Annotated in this window: 10 protein-coding genes and 2 pseudogenes; 10 read left to right on the top strand and 2 right to left on the bottom strand. The window is 58.7% G+C overall.

The features are described 5' to 3' along the window. The first annotated feature begins 214 nt into the window (after positions 1 to 214). From sctV to FJV83_RS35625, 3 genes are all read left to right on the top strand, one after another. Positions 215 to 2,278: a type III secretion system export apparatus subunit SctV gene (gene sctV, locus FJV83_RS35635; protein WP_063169272.1), complete on the top strand. Its 2,064-nt coding sequence runs from the start codon at positions 215 to 217 to the stop codon at positions 2,276 to 2,278. 53 nt (positions 2,279 to 2,331) lie between these two features. Then, positions 2,332 to 2,874: a tetratricopeptide repeat protein gene (locus FJV83_RS35630; RefSeq protein WP_082826568.1), complete on the top strand. Its 543-nt coding sequence runs from the start codon at positions 2,332 to 2,334 to the stop codon at positions 2,872 to 2,874. Positions 2,875 to 3,768: 894 nt separating this feature from the next. Beyond that, the gene (locus tag FJV83_RS35625) at positions 3,769 to 4,239 is read left to right on the top strand and encodes a MucR family transcriptional regulator (RefSeq protein WP_024505385.1); all 471 of its coding nucleotides are present in this window, start codon (positions 3,769 to 3,771) and stop codon (positions 4,237 to 4,239) included. A 228-nt stretch (positions 4,240 to 4,467) separates the two neighbouring features. Here the strand turns inward: FJV83_RS35625 and FJV83_RS35620 are convergent, their stop codons facing one another. Both FJV83_RS35620 and FJV83_RS35615 read right to left on the bottom strand, forming a co-directional pair. Then, positions 4,468 to 4,680: a cold-shock protein gene (locus FJV83_RS35620; RefSeq protein ID WP_008874821.1), complete on the bottom strand. Its 213-nt coding sequence runs from the start codon at positions 4,678 to 4,680 to the stop codon at positions 4,468 to 4,470. 1,543 nt (positions 4,681 to 6,223) lie between these two features. Then, positions 6,224 to 7,345 (bottom strand): DUF418 domain-containing protein, encoded by a 1,122-nt coding sequence (locus FJV83_RS35615; protein ID WP_063169274.1) that lies wholly within the window; start codon positions 7,343 to 7,345, stop codon positions 6,224 to 6,226. A gap of 751 nt (positions 7,346 to 8,096) precedes the next feature. Here FJV83_RS35615 and FJV83_RS35610 point away from each other — a divergent pair. The 7 genes and pseudogenes from FJV83_RS35610 to FJV83_RS35580 form a co-directional block, all read left to right on the top strand. After that, a complete protein-coding gene (locus FJV83_RS35610) occupies positions 8,097 to 8,555 on the top strand; it encodes a response regulator transcription factor (RefSeq protein WP_224570033.1) in 459 nt (152 codons plus the stop codon). Between the two features lie 244 nt (positions 8,556 to 8,799). Beyond that, positions 8,800 to 9,232 (top strand): annotated as a pseudogene (locus tag FJV83_RS35605) (helix-turn-helix domain-containing protein); the annotation flags it as partial. A gap of 619 nt (positions 9,233 to 9,851) precedes the next feature. Continuing rightward, on the top strand, positions 9,852 to 10,511 hold the full coding sequence (locus tag FJV83_RS35600) for a response regulator transcription factor (RefSeq protein ID WP_024505389.1): 660 nt from the start codon (positions 9,852 to 9,854) through the stop codon (positions 10,509 to 10,511). Then, positions 10,508 to 11,836 carry a HAMP domain-containing sensor histidine kinase gene (locus tag FJV83_RS35595; protein WP_063169275.1) on the top strand — a complete coding sequence of 443 codons (1,329 nt, stop codon included), beginning with the start codon at positions 10,508 to 10,510 and terminating at the stop codon, positions 11,834 to 11,836. Before FJV83_RS35600 ends, FJV83_RS35595 begins: the two co-directional genes overlap by 4 nt. Positions 11,837 to 13,786: 1,950 nt before the next feature. Beyond that, a pseudogene (locus tag FJV83_RS35590) lies at positions 13,787 to 15,091 on the top strand (pitrilysin family protein); the annotation flags it as partial. Positions 15,092 to 15,100: 9 nt separating this feature from the next. Beyond that, on the top strand, positions 15,101 to 16,366 hold the full coding sequence (locus tag FJV83_RS35585; protein WP_128311092.1) for a pitrilysin family protein: 1,266 nt from the start codon (positions 15,101 to 15,103) through the stop codon (positions 16,364 to 16,366). Positions 16,367 to 16,799: 433 nt separating this feature from the next. Beyond that, positions 16,800 to 17,466, top strand: a 667-nt coding sequence (locus FJV83_RS35580; protein WP_246691959.1) for an aldehyde dehydrogenase family protein, incomplete at its 3' end; no start/stop codon positions are given.

Raw genomic sequence — 17,466 nt, 5'->3', positions numbered from 1 at the left:
AAGCAGCACTCTATGGCCAGCCAAACATCCTGTCGCGCTCGGTGCTGACAAGCTGGCTGCGTTGGAAACATTTGCTGCCCAGCCATTTCGCGCCTGCTTGTGGCTCTCATGCAGGGTCACGCGCTGGCCAAGGCTGAGGCGCCTTCGGAGTTCGAAAGCCACGTTTCATGGCGTAACAGCAGAGTAAGTCTCAACCGATTGCAAAGGTGTCTCGATGGCCAACGTCCTGCGTGACTTCATCAAGCGTGCGCCGGCCAGCCCGGATTTAATGGTTGCGTTGATGCTGCTTCTGGCTGTCGCGATGATGGTCATGCCTATCCCGGTCGTGGTGGTCGACGCCCTGATAGGATTCAATATGGGGTTGGCCATACTGCTGATGATGGTTGCCCTGTATGTCAGTACTCCACTTGATTTTTCCTCTTTGCCCGGCGTTATTTTGATTTCCACTGTATTCCGTCTCGCGCTCACGGTCGCAACGACGCGACTGATCCTGGCCGAGGGGGAGGCCGGCAGCATTATTCATACTTTTGGCGATTTCGTCATTTCAGGCAATATCGTGGTGGGTTTCGTCATATTTCTGGTCGTCACCATGGTGCAATTCATGGTCCTCGCGAAGGGTGCCGAACGGGTGGCAGAAGTGGCGGCGCGTTTCACGCTGGATGCTCTGCCGGGCAAGCAAATGGCGGTCGACGCAGAGCTACGCAACGGCCACATCGATGCCAACGAATCCCGCCGGCGGCGCGCCGAATTGGAGAAGGAAAGCCAACTCTATGGCGCGATGGACGGCGCGATGAAATTTGTGAAGGGCGATTCCATCGCCGGGCTGGTGGTTATCTGCATCAACATGCTGGGTGGAATTTCGATCGGCCTGCTCTCCAAGGGCATGTCCTTCGGCGAGGTACTGCATCACTACACTCTGCTGACGATAGGCGATGCATTGATATCGCAGATTCCGGCCCTTCTGCTCTCCATTACTGCGGCGACCATCGTCACCCGTGTGACTGGGACGGCGAGGATCAACCTCGGTACAGAAATGGTCAGTCAGCTCACGGCCAGCACTCGAGCCTTGCGACTGGCGGCCGGCGTCCTGGTTGTAATGGGGTTCGTTCCTGGGTTTCCCCTCCCCGTCTTTCTGATGCTGGCCGCAGTGTTCGCTGCGGTAAGCATTGTCAAGGCTGATGTGCTGGGCGCCGGCACTGCCGATGCGAAAGGTGGAACTGCAGCGGAGCCTAAGCAAGCCGCGCCTGCGAAGGAATTCCCGATCGCATTTTTTCTAGCGCCAGATCTTATGCAGGCGGTCGATCAAGCCGAATTGCAAAAACATATTGGGCGCGTTTCGCTCCTGGTCACAGCCGATCTGGGCATTATCGTTCCTCGCATCCCTGTCTTGGTTGACGAGCAGCTGCCTGAATCGCAATTCCGAATTGATGTCGAGGGCGTGCCAGTCGAACAGGACGCCTTAGATCCAAACCAGATGGCGCTCCGAGCCGATGTAGCGCACGTCGACTCGAGCGGTGTCCCCCTTAGACGTGAGCCGAAAACGGACAGACTCCCGGTTGAACATACCCCTGCAAAGGCCCTTACGGGCGCCGGCACGGAGCATAGGGCTCCCGGCGAACTCCTCGCCTTGCGCGTCCATGCAGCGTTGACCCGCTACGCACCGCGATTGGTGGGCATCCAAGAGACCCGACATTTCCTGGGCCGAATGGAGCAGGAATATTCTGAGCTTGTGAAAGAGGTGCTACGCACGACGCCGATTCCTCGGATTGCCGATGTTCTGCGCCGCCTCCTGGAGGAAGGTATCCCAATCCGCCACACCCGTCTCGTGTTGGAGGCATTGGCCGAATGGAGCGAGCGTGAGCAGAACGTTGCCCTGCTGACGGAATATGTCCGTTCTGGTTTGAAGCGACAGATCTGCCACCGCCATGCCAACACGGAGGGCATCGTGTCCGCCCTGGTCGTCGAGCGCGAGAGCGAGGATGTGATGCGTGGCGCGGTTCGAGATTCGGATGCAGGCCCCTATCTCGCACTGGAGGATCGGCAAAGCGAAGCGATGCTATCACAGATACGTCAGGTCCTTTCGAACGCAGAACCGGGTCAAACCCGCCCTATTCTGTTGACGTCGATGGATGTCCGACGTTTCGTCCGCGGCTTTCTGACGCGAAACGGGGTTGATCTCGCCGTGCTGTCTTATCAAGACCTCGCCTCCGACTTTACAATTCGCCCCGCAGGATCCGTCACACTCCCGCACGGATCGAACAGCGGATTGTTAGAGTAGTCCCACCTTTCCTAACTGAACGCCACGCGCCTCCCCGATAACTGAGAGATAACATGAATAGTAATACAGTTTCTCCATCGCCTATGTTTCTGCGCCGGAACTCACTTCTTTTTGCCGTACTCGCCATTCTGCCTTTGGGCGGTTGCGCCAGCTGGCAAAAGCCGGCTCTTTCCGTGCAGGAGACATCTTCCCCCGAGTTGCTCAGCGCCGATCAAATCGATCCGGCTATGCGCGAACGCATTTTGCGCGAAGTTGGTCAGGATGTTCAAGAGCGGGCTTTGCGGGATGAGGTGAAGCAGCACCCGGACAATGTTGATGCGGCGATACGACTTACAAATGCCTTGGTGGGCCAGAAGCGCCCGCACGAAGCGGTTGAGGTGCTCGACAGCGTCTTGGTTGCAGCCCCAGGAAACGTACGTGCATTGAATGCGAAGGGCGTGATTTTGGACATTGAGGGGCGGCATGACGCGGCACAGGCCCTGTATCGGCGAGCTCTCGAAAACGAGCCAGGCAATCAGATGGTGCAGCATAACTTCAATCTGTCGCTTGCCTTTAACGGCAAGTCCGAACAACCAAGGTTAGCACGATCGCAATAGGTGGGCACAGTGCATGCGCAGCCTGTTCCCCGGCTCGAACACGCGCTCGGCTCCCATCATAGATGGCCCCCTGAAGAGAGCCATATCTATGCAAAACAGTTGCTCCAGATCTGGCCGGCAGAGATCGGCAGGAGAGCCGGATGACATCACGCGGCCACCCGCAAGGCCACCCGCCTCGCTTCGTTGCCAGAGCGCCCTCTCCCTCGCCGGTCACCGTCTCGCAATGCGGCGACCTGGCTTAAGGCGGTCGACCGAGCGCCCGATGCAGTAGCCATGAATACGTAACGCAGCGATGGACCCGCCGGATCGTGTCGCGCTTGTGCTGGCCGTCCCTGCCATTACAGCACGGTGATTGTAGCTGGATCATATTCTAGAGGCATCGATGGTGTGGATGCCTTCGATCCAAACAATCGATTTGTTGAATTCGTCCGCCTGAGGAAATTAGCTGCGGCGATCCGACTTCCGACGCCTGCAGGCGCAAAACCAACAGCGTGAGCGCTGCGGGTCCGGAGGCAGGCTGCAAAGTGCAATCACCAGCGCTGATAAGCGGCAAGTGAAGAATGTATCGCTCGGGCAACTCCTGTGTTGTGCACGGTTGCCCCGCGAGGTGAACTGTAGCAGCTTGGCAGCTCAGCGTTCACGAAAGGAGAAAAGATTTGGGGCCAAGCAAAGACCGGCTTTTTTGATTGTCTTGCTGTATCGCTATGGTGGGGCGGGCGCGACCGCTCCCATAATTCAATACGCTGCCTTTAGCGATGGACGATGACGGGATGCGTCGCCGAGACTTCAATGGTGGAGGAGCAGCGCACCCGTCGATCCATTTGCTTTCAGCGGCAACCGCCACTATGAAGCGACACTTCGCCCAACTGTGTTTCAAGCTGCCCGGAGAAGTTTATGACAGAAGAACCCCACAAGACCGACATCCTCATCGAGCTCACTGCCGATGTTGTATCAGCCTACGTCTCCAACAACCCCGTCCCGGCGGGGGAGCTTCCTGCCCTGATCGCCCAAGTGCACGGGGCTCTAAACGGCACGGCTGGACTCATACCGGCAGAAGAGCCTGTGCCTGTAAAAAAACCTGCTGTCCCGATCAAAAAGTCGATCGAACCGGACTACATCATTAGCCTTGAAGACGGCAAGAAATTCAAATCGCTAAAGCGCCATCTGGCGACGCACTATGGTCTGACCCCAGACGAATATCGCGCCAAATGGGGTCTGCCGTCGGATTATCCCATGGTGGCGCCGAATTACGCCGCTGCGCGCTCCGCCTTGGCCAAGACCATGGGACTCGGCCGCAAACCGAAAGAGCCGGAAGCCCCAGCCACGGCGCCGGCGAAACGGACCCGCAAGAAGGTCGCAGCCTAAATCCGTATCAACAGTCGTTCGGACGCGCAGCAGCCGTTGGCCCAATCTGCGCGGAATCAAAGGGCGGGGATGAGCCCCGCCTTTCCCGTCCAAGAGCCTCATTTCCAGAGTAATTCATGATGGCTCCAGCAATCCCTGCCGCGGCATTAACTTGCATGCTCCGGCCCGGGTTTCGAGCCGTCAATGCGTTCCGGCGATGACGAACCTTGCCAAGGCTTTCCCGGACCGTTAGCCAGCCTTGCTGAGGCTGCCTGCAGAGGACTTTCCCGTGCGGCGATCCTGTTCCACCTCGTAGTTGATCTTCTGGCCCTCATTAAGGGTCGACAGGCCCGCTCGTTCAACAGCGGAAATGTGGACAAAGACATCCTGACCGCCGTTGTCAGGCTGAATAAAACCAAAACCCTTCGTGCTGTTGAACCACTTCACCGTTCCAGTCGCCATATCCATTCCTTTGTAATAAGTCGCAACTTAGGCAGGCCATTCACGCCAGCCTGATTTGTACACGAGACTTTAGGCGCATCAAAATCGGAAAATTGCAAGGCCCACTCGATCGCCTGATCTCCAGCAGCAACTGCAACATATGCGAGGCGCGTGCCAGACGAGGCGTATGCCAGACGTTTCGTCGTGCGCTGTCGCTCGAACGTTGACAGAAACAATGACACACCTTGCAAACTCGGCACATCTTGTGGACGTGCTCGGGTCGCTTCTCGACTGCGATACCCGCTCCTGACCGGGTATCGTCGGCCAAAATGAGAGTTTTTGTCATGTGCCGCCAGACCGAAAGATCAGGCGCGCAGCGACCTGCACATTCAAACCGGAACCCGCGAACCTCGATTAGCTTCTGCCTGCTCCGAAGGGCGGTAGCCTGCTCTGAGGCGGGCCACTGTCGGGTTGAAAACCAACTGTCGGGTTCGGAACCCCAGATTGTCGGCAAGGTACGCGCCGCCCACTGGTTGGCCAAAGGGGCACTGGCTCCTGATCCTGCCGCCATGCTCGCCCGATCTCAACCCGATCAAGACAGGTCTGCTCAAAACTCAAGGCGCGGCTGCGGAAGAAGGCGGCCAAAACTTTCGACGCTCTCTGCGGAACTCTCGGCGATATCTGCCAGCTGTAGGAGCCAAATCAAAAACCATTAATTGCGACAGGTGATTTTATGACATTCATTGCGAAGAGGCCAGAATGAACAGCGGAAGAGAGTAGCAGCTCTCTGGTCGCGGCGAGGTGGATCGTCGACACGATCGGCACCTGGCCCGTGCGGGGATCGCACCGCAGCCAGCACCAGAGCCAGACCTTGACCGCTTGCCTTGCTCAGGCGCCACAACAACGAGTGGCTGGAAGCAGATCCACGTGAACTCAGCGATATCGATCAGACGATGCTTACCCTCATGAAAGCCGATCCCGACGCTGTCCAGCGCCGCGAAATCCTGACCAGCATATGGCGCATCGGATGCCACCGCCTGCACACTCACCATCGACATGCCGGAACTCGGAACCAAAGGCCGCAAGCCTCGCCGGCCTCGGCAAAATGGAGCGGCCGCGCCTTCATCCGGGGCGGCCGGGCCAATGTTCGCCAGGCCCTCTACATGCCCGGCCCTTCGCCCTGCGCTTCAACCCCGACCTCAAGGCAAAATACCAGGCGCTAAAGGCGGCAGGCAAACCCGCAAAGGTCATCATCTTGTTGCGAAAGCTCCTCATCCTAGCAAACGCTCTCCTCAAGGCGCAGCGAAAATGGCCCCTAAAACCCTTGACCGAAACGGATACCTTAGCCTTTCAGGTGAGGCGGGCCGAGATAGACCAACCGCGGGTTTAACTTCGCGAGTTTAAGCTGATTATGCCGATGCAACTCTAGCGCCTGCGCGACCGTTTTAGCTTCCATCAACAAGGCGGCAGGCTGGGAGGAAGTACCCTCCCCTGCCGCGAACAAGCTTTGGACAAAGCCCCACCTTGTCCGTAATGTGATCGGGAGGCCGGGGCGCGGCGGTGCTCAGCGGATGTGACGCGCGAGATCTGCGACCCTACCCATCAGCACTTCCATCGGTCCTCGCTGGAAGATGCGCAGCCAAAGCACCGCAAAAGTGCTGATAACCACAACGAAGCCAAAGAGCGTGGACAGGCTCTCGTCTTTGAAAATGTTTATCTTCATAAGATAGGCTATTCCCGCAATGTGCAGCACATAGGCCGTCAAAGACATCGAGCCGACTGCGATTATTGGCCAGACCAGCTTTCGCAGACGCGGGAGCGCATCCACAGCGAGCATGCAAGCCGCCAAGATGATCATTGCGCAACCGGTGCTGCCCACGATCGAAAGCGTCGTTTCGCTATGAGGTGCGGCTATCCATGACGACTTGACTATAAATGACGACTTGGAAGGCTCAAAAGCGCCGTCAACGTCAGACCACCACAAGGAGGTTTCAGTCAAAGCGCGGGAACTCAGCGCGAGCAAGGATCCCCCATGGCCCAACACGGCCAGCGCGACCCCCGCCAGACCAAGGCGCCAATGCGCTGCTAGCGTATTAAGATTAAGGCGCGCGATGGCCATGCCAGCGATGAGGAAAGGAACCCAGGTCACCGCGGGATAGTAGCCGTTGACCATGAGGTTGAAGACCGGGTCGAGGAGGTTGGGGGCAACCGACAGAAGGGAGGAACGGACTTGCGGGAGAACTAATGCCGTAGCGGCAGCGATCAAGCCCAGCTGATATGCGCTGAGCCGATGGAGCGGCAATACCAACAAGAAGCAAATTCCGTAGTATTCTAGGATGACTTCGACCTGGGTACCGAGGCAGCCCAGGATTGAGCCAAGCGCGAGCAAAACAAGGGCACGAATTGCGACTCTGGCGATGGCCTGTCTACCGGCTATCCCCGACTTCGGCGCCTTGCGACCTGTAATCAGGAGGATTGAAAAACCGGCCAATACGGCAAACAGGGCCGACGGCCGCCCATGGGTTAGTTCCATCAGAAACCCGACTAGTCCTCCTTCGCCGGGGTCGGGACCGAGATGGGCGGCATACATCCCGAAGACAGCCAGGCCCCGAGCGAGGTCGATGCCGACCAGCCGATCTACTACCGACCCATTCCTAGCGTCGGCAACCGGTGCCTTCATTACCATGGTAGATTCCCTTGTTGGGTGTGTGGATCGCGGGAGCCGCGATAGGAGAGCCGGTCGGCTGCTGCCGTCGCCTCGTGAAAGGGTTCAAAACATCGCGCCATCTGGCGCATCGAGCCGGCGACAGAGCTGTTCAGCCATTAGCCTGGGGTAAGAACAACAGATCGGCTCACAAAGCCTGTGTCACGGACCTGAAAAGTGGTGTCGCGGAACCGTCGTTTTTTGCATGATGGCTAAGCCGAGAGATCCACTGCACCGACGAGAGACTCAGCGACGTTAGATATCCGATCAGTACGCCGCGGCTCCGCCGGTGACGATCACCCCGGGTGTCAAGGCCAGGGCGTAAACCTGCCATAATCTGTGGTAGTGCGCCCGCGACCAATCCGTTCGACAAAGCTCGGCGCATGGTCGAGCCAATCATATTCTTCCATGTGGCTGTTGCCTGAAAAACCGAAGACGCCGTTCGCTGGTCCAGCTCCAGACCTCGGCCTGCGTCGGTCATTAGAACCGGCGCGCCTGTTTCCCAAATCAATTTGCTGATGCAGCCGCCGGGGGTCACATTGAGCAAAAGTGCCGAGTTCAGGACGGGTTTCATAGGGGCTCTTCGTTTGGCTTTGTTAACGACCCCTTTCTTGCAAGTTGTAGCTGACAGCAGCCTGAAAGCTCCCCAAATAATTCGCTGCCGCCGGTTCAGCCTATTGTCAGCTTCGACCAATAAGATGGGAGCCTTGCCCTCATACCGGAGCTCGGCAGCATGATGCGAATACTGCTCACTGAAGACGATAAGGACCTTGGAAGTGCTATGCACGATCATTTGGTGGCTGGTGGCCACGCGGTCGACTGGGCCAAGAACCTGTCCGAAGCGCGCGATTATGCAGCTGTGGTCGGCTACGACCTTATTTTGCTCGACGTTCACCTGCCGGACGGCAATGGGATCGACTATCTGCGGGAGCTGATCAAGGAACTTGAATCGGCACCGGTCATCATTCTGACAGCCTGCGATCGGATTTCGCATCGCATCGAGGGCTTCAACGCTGGAGCCGACGACTATTTGGTCAAGCCGTTCGATCTGGGGGAACTCTCAGCGCGTATCCATGCAGTGGCACGTCGCCATGGGCATTTTCCGGAGCCGCAATTTTCGGTTGGGACGCTTTCCATACAGGCAGCCGAGCGACGCCTCTTCCGCGACGGGCAGGAGGTCTACCTGACTTGACGCGGATGGGCGGTGCTCGACTACCGTCTGCCCCAGCCCTGCACGGTCGTTTCAAAAGGGAAGATCGTGGACGCGCTTTTCGGCAGACGGCGCTGATTCATACTCTAAAAGAAAATTCGGCTTCCAGTTGCCTTGGCCATGACTTTCCTTCCCGAGAGATGGGTGACAGTTCATTCCGGATAGATGGGTTACACTTTCGGCCCTTTGCAAGGAGAGCAAGGTGCCTTGGAAGGAGTGTAACGTCATGGAAGAGCGGCTGAAGTTCGTCGCCCGGCTGCTGGACGCGAGAAGATGGCGGTGCTTTGCCGGGAGTTCGATATCTCGCGCAAGACCGGCTACAAGATCCTCACGCGCTACAACGACAGCGGCCTGGAGGGCTGACGGACCGATCGCGGCGGCCCTATCGCCACGCCAATCAGCTTCCGTTTCAAATCGAGAAGCTGATTGTGCGCCTCAAGCAAGACAAGCCGACATGGGGTGCGCCGAAGATACGCGAGCGGCTGGCCCGGCTGTATCCGGATGTGCACCGGCCCGCGATCTCGGCCGTGCATGCCGTGCTCGACCGCCACGGCATGGTCGAGCGCCGCAAGCGCAGGCGCAACAGGGCGACGGGGACACCACTTTCAAACGGCTGTCGCCCTAACGATCTTTGGTGTGCCGACTACAAGGGCGAGTTCGGCAGAGAACACGGCCGGGACAGGGGATCACAAACACTTGACCGTTCCAGACCCTGGCAGTGGCGCATCGATTGACCGTTGGCTCTGTTCGTGGGCACCGAAAATAGGGCCTTCTTGGTCCTCGGCAGAGAATATGGCCCGGACGGGGGATAACAAACACTTGACCGTTCCAGACTCTGGCAGTGGCGCATCGATTGACCGTCGACTCTGTTCGCGAGCGCCGAAAATACGGACGACCCCTATGGTCAAAGTGCACTTCTGACCTGCTAGGCACTGTTCGATAACTGGAGGCACCCGCTACGGTGCCCTCGTATTTAAGACACCTGTCAGTTTCAAGCCTGGACATTGACGCGTGGCGCGGCTGCCATTCGTTGACCGCCACGTCGAATTGCCCGCCAACCAGTGTACAGCCGCCGGTGGTCACATTGAGCAAAAGTGCCGAGATCAGGAGGGGTTTCATAAGGCCTCTTCGTTTGGCTTTGTTAACGACCCCTTTCTTGCAATTGTAGCTGACAGCAGCCTGAAAGCCCCCAGATATTCGCTGGCGCCGGTTCAGCCTACTGTCAGCTTCGATCAATAAGGCAGGAGCCTTGCCCTCATACCGGAGCTCGGCAGCCTGATGCGAATACTGCTCATTGAAGACGACGACGACCTTAGAAGTGCTGTGCACGATCATTTGGTGGCTGGTGGCCACGCGGTCGACTGGGCCGAGGGCCTGTCCGGAGCGCGCGGTCATGCAGCTGTGGCCGGCTACGACGTTATTTTGCTCGACGTTCACCTGCCGGACGGCAATGGCATCGACTATCTGCGGGAGCTGATCAAGGGGCTTGATACAACGCCGGTCATCATTCTGACAGCCCGCGATCGGATTTCGCATCGCATCGAGGGGCTCAACGCTGGCGCCGACGACTATTTGGTCAAGCCGTTCGATCTGGGGGAACTCTCGGCACGCATCCGTGCAGTGGCACGTCGCCAAGGGCATTTTCCGGAGCCGCAATTTTCGGTTGGGACGCTTTCCATACAGGCAGCCGAGCGACGCCTCTTCCGCGACGGGCAGGAGGTCCACCTGTCTGGACGCGAATGGGCGGTGCTCGACTGCCTTCTACGCCGGCCCGGTTCGGTCGTTTCAAAGGGGAGGATCGAGCACGCGCTTTATTCATTCAATTCGGAGTTCGAGAGCAACACAGTGGAGGTTTATGTCAGCCGGCTCCGCAAGAAGATCGGCGGGGATAGAATAGCAACCGTGCGTGGCTCCGGATACAGGCTCGTGGTCACATGACGAACTCGAACAGCATGACGAGAAAGCTGATATCGTGGTTAGGCGGGGCAACGCTCCTGGTTTGGATCGCCGCCCCAACCATTGCTGCGTTCATTTTTTGCAATAATGTAAACGAAAGTTCGGATGACTTGCTCCAGGGGAGCGCAGAGTACAGAGAACCAGAGCTGATCAAGGTCTTGAATGGAAAACACGTTGATCAATACAATAACCACTTGCCAACTTATGAAAAGTACTGGACCTATCGTGAGCAGGTTATTAATAAGTACGGGGTAGTGCTTATTTCTGAACCGGAAGAGGGTCAGCAGCCCTTCCCTGATGCTCCCCTGAGTAACGGCTTTTGGCGAAACGCTGATTACCGCGTCTACACAGAGGAGATCCAAGACGGCGTGTATCATCAGTTGGCCGAACCGCTTGATGGCCGCCGTACCACAATCGCGAAGGGCGCACTTTTTGTCTTCCTTCCGACACTCGTGCTCCTGCCCTTTAGCTTAGCTGTTTGGTGGATCGTGATCCGGCGCTCGCTGCGGCCAATCGAGGTACTGCGACAGCAGATCGGATCGCGCGACGGCGGCAATCTGTCACCAATGGACTTGGGCGATTTCCCGGCAGAGTTGGCTCCAATCGCGGCATCCGTCAATCGGCTTCTCGATCGTCTGCGGGCGGCTCTCGAGGCCGAACGCGAGTTCGCCGCAAACAGTGCGCATGAACTGCGCACGCCGATCGCAGGTTCAATCGCTCAGATGCAGAGATTAGTGGCCGAGCTTCCCAATGGGTCGGCCAAAATGCGTGCGCGCGGCATCGAGCAAGCGCTGTCGAGCCTTGGCCGCCTTGTCGAAAAAGTGCTTCAGCTCGCTCAAGCCGAATCGGGGGTTGGCATGGCGGATCACGCGATCGATCTTGTCCGATCGGTTCGGCTGGAAATCGATGACCTGAGGAAAAAGCCGCAATATGCCGGACGCCTGCATCTTAACGTCGACGGCTGCCCCACTTTGATGCGCAAAGTGGATGTCGATGCGTTTGGGATCCTCCTTCGTAACCTGATCGAGAATGCGCTGATACATGGACTGCCCACTGTTCCGACAACAGTTTCCGTCCAAACTGATGGAACCATCGCTATTGCAAACGCCGGACCGGTGGTGCCCCTCCCCGACCTCGAAGGGCTTACAAAGCGATTTAGTCGTGGTGCTACTCCTGCTGCGGGCTCAGGCCTTGGTCTACATATCGCTAACATGGTTATCCAGCGGATCGGTGGCAGTCTAGAGCTTGCGTCGCCCGCCCGCGGTCGCAATGATGGTTTCGAGGCGATCATACGAATTCCTCAATGACACCGGTGAATTCGACGACAGTTGGACACAGGGCGGATTGCTGGCAAGGCTGCTGACAGGGCGAACTGTACGGCAGTATGTATACGGCGTAGAAATCGTACTTCACACAACGCATTTCGGCCGCGGCAATCAATGCCGCTATCATCGTCTGAGCAGTTCGATCGAAGCGACACGACATGATCGGCAAAATCGAAGGCTCCGCCTCACCGCTCGCTCGATTTCGCCCGGGGAGAAAAAAGGCCATCCGAGAAAGTGCAAGCCGCCGCGCAAAGGCGACGTGTCCAATTGTCTGGGTGCCCCTGTGCGCCGGCCCGATCGGGTTGGCGCAGGTCCAGTAAGGACCCGGACCAACCATTCCATTTAGACGACCGGCAGGTTTTAATCGGCGTCCGGATCGCCGTCCCAAAATGCCCCAAGTATACGGCTAGAAAGGCTGCCAACGATCGAGCTTTGGTCGGAGGCGTGCTTGTCAGCGTCTTGGGTGCTTGACCGGCCTTTGCAATGGCCATCGCCATCGCAAGTATCGTGCGTGGCCAGTGAGACCGCAATTTCATCAGCCTGGAGCCGACCGTATCGGTGCTTTTTTATGATTTAGGGATTTTTCGTTTTCCTCTTGGATCATCACGGGTTTGGAGAGGATCTGGTGTTAAGTGCCATTCGGAGCGCCGGCGAACGGCCCGAAATTAATGTGGTCGAGTGATGAAGCCTCCCGAATGCGTTAAACGAGACCCTTTATGGCGGCCCTGGCTGACAACAGTCTGAAAGCTGCAAGCGGCATGCGAAAATGGGGCGATCCTGAATGACGACAGATGCTATCAACATGAAAGAGGCTCGCCCTGAAAGCTGAGCACGCTTTATGCTCAGGCTGCTGACAAGGCCAAAGCAGCGTAAGTGCGTAGTGAAATCCAAGGTCCACATGGGTCGTCGCGCGTCCCATGCGCCTGGGAAGGCGCCGGCCCGGCCAAGCTTTCCCAGCTCGTCCGCATGATGCTTCGCTGAGCGTCAATGGACGTTGGCGCGAGACCAAGGCGTCGTGCGTTGCAATCCGGACGGTCCAGGGTATCAGGAGTTTCACGGCCTCGGCCCGCTTGGCTGGCCACAGTTGAAGCTCCAACGTACCGGCTGGCACCGGGAAATTGGGCTCTGCGCTGCCTCAACGCTGATGGCACGGTCAATGCTTGCCTACCGATGGGGCCGCCCATGCCGTGATGCTGTCGGTCGACGTTCGCAAACCAGACCCTCGCGAGACCCAGCGAAGGGGCTCGCCGGTACGACGAGGGACCTTACCTCTTTATGCGCGGCATCATTATCGAGGATGACATGTTGCCTTACACGTCGTCCCTCGCGCTCGGGTCTTTGTGGGGCGGATGAAGTCCTGATCGCGGTGGCACTGCTGCATGTTTGCGTAAGACCCATCCAGTCACGATCGCGCTGTCCTTCGATGTCGCGGTGCTGATAGGCGGGCAGATCGGTGTGCGCGGCGCCCGCCAAAGGATCGTCGTCACGCCGGAGGAGGCGAGCGTCATAGCCGGCGCGCCGGCGAAAGGCGCTTTCTGTCGGATGCCCGACAATGTCGGATATCGCAAGTATCAAGGTTGGATCAAACCTTGCGAATCGGGGCTTTCTTACTTGGCACGGGGCATGCTCAGGTATCCGCAAACACCCAATGGATAACGAGCAGACTTCCCATGGCCTCACCATGCCGAAAGTTTCCCGGACGCATCCAAAGATGAGGCTCGCGTCAGGCCCAGCAACACGCTGACGGCTCATGTGGCTCGGCGTCGCGTGCCGATCCACTTTCTCCCAATAGGCGTTCGGGAGACATAGATCCTTCAAAATGAGGAACAGATCACTTTGCCAGGAACGCAGCCCATAACCCCACTCTCCCTACCAGAACTACCAAGCAAGCCCCGCACTCATGGGCTTCGCAGGACGTCCGTTGCGTCCGAGTTGGTCGGCGCGGGGCCGGCTCCGATCCCCGTCGCATGGGAGGACGGCAAGGCGAGGGATTTCGTGCTCGACAACGGCATGGAGGTGGTCGTCATTCCCAACCACCGGGCGCCGATCGTCACCCACATGGTGTGGTACAAGATCGGCAGCGCCGACGAGCCGCCGGGCAAATCCGGCATCGCCCATTTCTTCGAGCATCTGATGTTCAAGGCGACGACCAACCATGCGGGCGGCGAATTCGACCGCGCAGTGTTCGAGATCGGCGGCTCCAACAACGCCTTCACCTCCTCCGACTACACCGCCTTCTATCAGACAGTGGCGCCGTCGGCGCTCGAGCTGATGATGAGCTTCGAGGCCGACCGAATGCGAAACCTCATCCTGACCGACGATGTCGTCAAGACCGAGCGCGATGTGGTCATCGAGGAGCGCCGCTCAAGCACCGACACCAACCCGCAGGACGTTCTCCATGAGGAGATCGACGCGACGCTGTGGCAGAACCACCCCTATCGCATCCCGATCATCGGCTGGATGCAGGAGATCGAGCAGCTGAACCGCGTCGACGCCACCGTCTTCTATGAAAAGTACTACTGGCCCAACAACTCCGTGCTGATCGTGGCCGGCGATGTCGAACCGGACACGGTGCGGGCGCTGGCCGAAAAGACCTATGGCAAGGTGGCGCGCGGACCTGACCTGCCGCCGCGCATCCGGCCGGTTGAGCCCGAGCAGAACACCAGGCGCACCGTCACGCTCTCAGACGCCCGCGTCAGCGTGCCCAGTTTTTCGACGCAGTGGGTGGTGCCGTCCTACCACACCGCCAAGCCGGGCGAGGCCGAAGCGCTCGACCTGCTGGCCGAAATTCTCGGCGGCGGTAACCGCGGCCGGCTCTACCAGGCGCTCGCTGTCCAGCAAGGTATCGCTTCCAGCGCCCGCGTCTATTTCCAGGGCACTATGCTCGACGACACCAAGTTCGCCATCTATGGCGCACCGCGCGGCGATGCCAAGCTGGCTGATCTCGAAGCGGCGGCCGCTGCCGAAGTTGCCCGCATTGCCGAGGATGGTGTCAGCAACGAGGAACTAGGCAAGGCCAAGGACCACTATTTGCTCAATATGATCTTTGCGGAAGACAACCTGGACTGGCTCGCCAGCATCTACGGCTCGACGCTGGCCACCGGCGGTACCGTGAAGGATGTCGAGGAACGGCCGAATCGCATCCGCAAGGTTACCCCCGAGCAAATCAAAGCAGTTGCCGCCCGCTATCTCGCGTTCGACCGTTCGACCACGGGCTATCTCTTGCCCAAGACGGAGAATCAAGAGATGACGCTCGGCGCTCGGCCCCATGCTGCGATGAACATCCAGGAGGTGAAGTCCGAAAAGGGCATCATCGCCTGGCTGGTGGAGGACCACACAGTGGAAATCGTCAACATCGGCTTTGCCTTCAAGGGCGGCACCAAGCAGGACCCGGTCGGGAAGGAGGGGATGGCCAAACTGATGGCCGGCCTGTTCATCGAAGGCGCTGGCCATTACGACAGCGGTGCCTTCCAGGTGAAGCTCGACCATGCCGGCGCCGAAATGAGTTTGGACGCGCAAAGCGACGACATCTACGGATCGATGTGCATGCTTTCCAAAAAGCAGGACGCGGCGTTCGGCCTGCTTCGGCTCGCGCTGAACGCGCCGCGCTTCGAGCAGGGGCCGATCGATCGCGTCCGCGCCGAGATTGTCTCCCGCATCGTCGGCAGCGAGCGAGACCCTAACGCCATCGCTCAGCGCAAATGGCTGCGCGCGATCTATGGCGCGCATCCTTGTTCAAGGCTGGGAGAAGGCACAAAAGAGAGCCTGCCCGGCATCACGCCGTCCGACCTCCGCGCCTTCCACCAGGCCATTTTCGCTCGCGACGGGCTCCATATTGCCGTGGTGGGTGACATTGACGCGAACACGTTGAGGGAAAGGCTTGACCAGCTGTTTGGTGATTTGCCTGAGCAACAAACCCTCGTCCCCGTCTACGATGTCGCGCCGAAACTCGGTCAACTGGTGGAGGAGAACTACGACCTGCCGCAGACTTCGCTGACGTTGGCCTGGCCTGGCGTGAAGCCTAGCGCGCCGGATTTCTACGCGGCCGTGCTGCTGAACGACATCCTTGGCGGCTCATACTTGACTTCCCGCCTTTACGAGGAGGTACGTCAAAAACGCGGCCTTGCCTATCACGTCAGCTCTGAACTAACCCTTGACTCGCTTCTGGTTACGACAGAGACACGCTCGGACTGCGCTGCCCAAACACTGAGCATCGTGCGAGATGTGGTAAAGCAGATGGCGCAGCAAGGACCGACCGGGGCCGAGCTCAAGGCGTCGAAGAAGCACCTGATCGGCGCCTATGCCATCGACCAACTGGGCTCGACCCGCTCGATTGCAGACCGGCTCCTGGATTTGCAGATTCACAAGGCCGACGTCGACTACAACCAGCGTCGCGCCCGCAGCATCGGTCGGGTGACGCTCAAACAGGTCAAGGCGGCGGCCAAAAAGCTGCTTTCGGCCGAGCCCGCCATTTTGGTGGTCGGCCCGCCGCTGGGCGGCAAGGATGAGTAAAGAAACTCATCTCACCTTCCTTCTTCATCGGGGCTTCTCGTGGGAAGAGCGAATGTGGAGGCCCGTGGGCCAAGCAGATCATGCAGACGCGCGGAGTCGTTTTCGCCGACCTTGCGCGGCATTGGCGGTCCGGCGGCCTCTCGCCGAAATGGCGCTCCTCAGCATGTATGCCGCCTTTTTGCAGAATTCAGTCGCATGCCACCAGCAGGCATGGTGGATGAAGCAAACATCCGACTGCTTAATCCATCAATTGATGAACCGCGGGCACTCAAACTAACGAAACTGCTGTCTTTTCATCGGGCTAGCGTGGTCTACCAGCTGCTTTGCCGAGGCCCTACGACGAACCCACTGGTGCAGAATACACACTGACGGCCTGTCGACCTGGATGTTCGCTGCGTTGAGGAGGAATCCGGTATTGCCCCTGTGCCTGCCGATGATCCGCCGTCTGAAATCCCCGCACCTGTTTGGAGCCATCGACCGCCTGCCGGCACTCGGCAGACCAGTTGGCAATAAGACGTTCGAGGTCGTCAATCCGTCGACCGGCGAAGTTTTGGCAGAGCTTCCCGATATGGGCGTGGAGGAGACACGTGCTGCGGTAGACAAGGCCTATGTTGCGCAGTCGGGATGGGCCGCGTTGACGGCCCGAGAACGTAGCGACGTTCTTTGGCGATGGCATCAGCTGATCATCGACCATGCAGGCGATCTCGCCGCGATTCTGACTGCGGAAATGGGCAAGCCGCTTGCCGAAGCCATTTCAGAGGTATCGCATGCGGCGGCGTATCTGCAATGGTATGCCGAGGAGGCCAATCGCGTCTATGGCGAGACGATCTCGGCACCCTCGACAGACCGCCGAATGCTAGTGATCAAGCAGCCCATCGGCGTTGTTGGCACGATCACGCCATGGAATTTCCCGGCCTCCATGGTGGCGCGCAAAATCTCGCCGGCCTTGGCTGCGGGCTGCACAATCGTGCTCAAGCCCGCTGAACAGACGCCGCTCGTGGCTGGCGCAATGTTCGCCCTCGCCCATCAGGCCGGCTTTCCCGATGGCGTGGTCAACCTGATCTATGCGTCCGAAGGTGATCGCGTGGGCCGTGAACTCT

Source organism: Mesorhizobium sp. WSM4307 (genome assembly GCF_007003945.1).
Classification (GTDB): Bacteria; Pseudomonadota; Alphaproteobacteria; order Rhizobiales; family Rhizobiaceae; genus Mesorhizobium.
Note: the sequence above shows the minus strand (reverse complement) of the source record. Positions and strands in the feature narration are given on the sequence as shown.

Bases quoted from the DNA above. Each gene is read 5' to 3' on its own strand.
- sctV (WP_063169272.1), top strand. From the start codon at position 215: ATGGCCAACGTCCTGCGTGACTTCATCAAGCGTGCGCCGGCCAGCCCG.
- FJV83_RS35630 (WP_082826568.1), top strand. From the start codon at position 2,332: ATGAATAGTAATACAGTTTCTCCATCGCCTATGTTTCTGCGCCGGAAC.
- FJV83_RS35625 (WP_024505385.1), top strand. From the start codon at position 3,769: ATGACAGAAGAACCCCACAAGACCGACATCCTCATCGAGCTCACTGCC.
- FJV83_RS35620 (WP_008874821.1), bottom strand. From the start codon at position 4,680: ATGGCGACTGGAACGGTGAAGTGGTTCAACAGCACGAAGGGTTTTGGT.
- FJV83_RS35615 (WP_063169274.1), bottom strand. From the start codon at position 7,345: ATGGTAATGAAGGCACCGGTTGCCGACGCTAGGAATGGGTCGGTAGTA.
- FJV83_RS35610 (WP_224570033.1), top strand. From the start codon at position 8,097: ATGATGCGAATACTGCTCACTGAAGACGATAAGGACCTTGGAAGTGCT.
- FJV83_RS35600 (WP_024505389.1), top strand. From the start codon at position 9,852: ATGCGAATACTGCTCATTGAAGACGACGACGACCTTAGAAGTGCTGTG.
- FJV83_RS35595 (WP_063169275.1), top strand. From the start codon at position 10,508: ATGACGAACTCGAACAGCATGACGAGAAAGCTGATATCGTGGTTAGGC.
- FJV83_RS35585 (WP_128311092.1), top strand. From the start codon at position 15,101: ATGACGCTCGGCGCTCGGCCCCATGCTGCGATGAACATCCAGGAGGTG.